Annotated in this window: 2 protein-coding genes; both read left to right on the forward strand. The window is 73.5% G+C overall.

What is annotated here, in order from left to right; translation table 11 throughout:
* Positions 1-175: 175 nt before the first annotated feature.
* Entirely contained in the window at positions 176-1,042 is an 867-nt protein-coding gene (locus tag ACFWI9_RS31865; protein WP_387168056.1) for an MBL fold metallo-hydrolase, read from the forward strand.
* Between the two features lie 24 nt (positions 1,043-1,066).
* Complete coding sequence (locus ACFWI9_RS31870; protein WP_387168058.1) at positions 1,067-1,291, forward strand: hypothetical protein; 225 nt, start codon at positions 1,067-1,069, stop codon at positions 1,289-1,291.
* The last annotated feature ends 69 nt before the right edge of the window (positions 1,292-1,360 follow it).

Below are 1,360 nucleotides of genomic sequence, written 5' to 3' on the forward strand. Positions count from 1 at the left end.
ATGCTCACCAAGGCCCCCATCGGCCGCTCCCCGGACGCGGGGGGGGGGCACCCGCCCCGCCCCCCCCGCGGGGGCGGGGCGCCCGCCCCCGGGGCGGGCGGGGGGGGGGGCGCGGGTGCGTGTGAGCTGGGGCCCGCGCGGGGGGCCGTCCGCGGGGGGGCGGGGGGCCCACGGGGTGTACGCCTTCGTCCAGCCGGACGGGGGCTGGTGTCTCAACAACGCCGGGCTCGTCGTCGGTTCGGAACGGAGTGTGCTGGTCGACACCGCCGCCACCGAGGCCCGCGCCCGTCGGCTGCGGGAGGAGACCGAACGGCTGGCACCGGGCGGGGTGGACTTCGTCGTCAACACGCATTTCCATGGTGACCACACCTTCGGCAACGGGCAGTTCGCGCCGCGTTCGGTGATCGTGGCGAGCGAGGGCTGCCGCGCCGACAGCGCCGAGGCCGGGCTCGGGCTGCGGAACCTGTGGCCGGACGTGGAGTGGGGCGAGACCCCGCTGGTCCTGCCGTCGCTCACGTTCCGCGACTCGCTCACCGTGCACGCGGGGGATGTGCGTGTCGAGCTGCTCTCGGTGGGGCCCGCCCACACCCCCGACGACGTGGTGGTGTGGGTGCCGGAGCGTTCGGTGCTGTTCACGGGCGACGTGGTGTGGTCGGGCGTCACTCCATATGTCCTGATGGGCTCGATCTCGGGCTCCCTGCGAGCTCTGGCCCGGTTGCGGGAACTCGGGGCCACCACGGTGGTGCCCGGCCATGGACCGGTCGGCGGCGCCGAGTTGATCGATGAGACGGAGGCGTATCTGCGCTGGGTGCAGCGGCTGGCGGAGGACGGGCTGAGCCGGGGCATCGGGCCGCTGCGCGCGACTGAGGAGGCTGATCCCGGCGCGTTCGCCGGGCTCGTGGACTCGGAGCGGCTGGTGGGCAATCTGCACCGCGCGTTCGCGGAGCTCCAGGGGCTCGCGCCCGGGGCGCGTATCGACGTACTGGCGTCCTTCAAGGAGATGGTCGCCTACCACGGCGGGCTGCCCGCCTGCCATGCCTGAACCACACGCTGAGAGGAGCCGTCGATGACGATCCTGCTGGAACGGACCGTACGGGAAGTATTGCCGCCGCTGGAGCTGACGGTGGGACACACCCTGCCCCCACTGCCTCCGCTGAACACGCTGACGACGGCGGTGGCACCGCGGCAGAACCCGGTGACCCGCACCGCACCGGCCTGGGTACCCCTGCTGCTGGCCGGTGATCCGGATGACGACGGCAGCGAGCCGCATATCTGCCGCGGTATCGACTGACGCCGGTAGCCGGCACCGCCTGCCGGCAGCGCTGCGAAACGGGCGAGTGCCCCGTACCTCGGTACGGGG

It is taken from the genome of Streptomyces sp. NPDC127084 (assembly GCF_042724175.1).
Classification (GTDB): domain Bacteria; phylum Actinomycetota; class Actinomycetes; order Streptomycetales; family Streptomycetaceae; genus Streptomyces.

What these genes read in the sequence shown, in the direction of transcription:
- ACFWI9_RS31870 (WP_387168058.1), top strand. Translation starts at nt 1,067, where the DNA reads ATGACGATCCTGCTGGAACGGACCGTACGGGAAGTATTGCCGCCGCTG.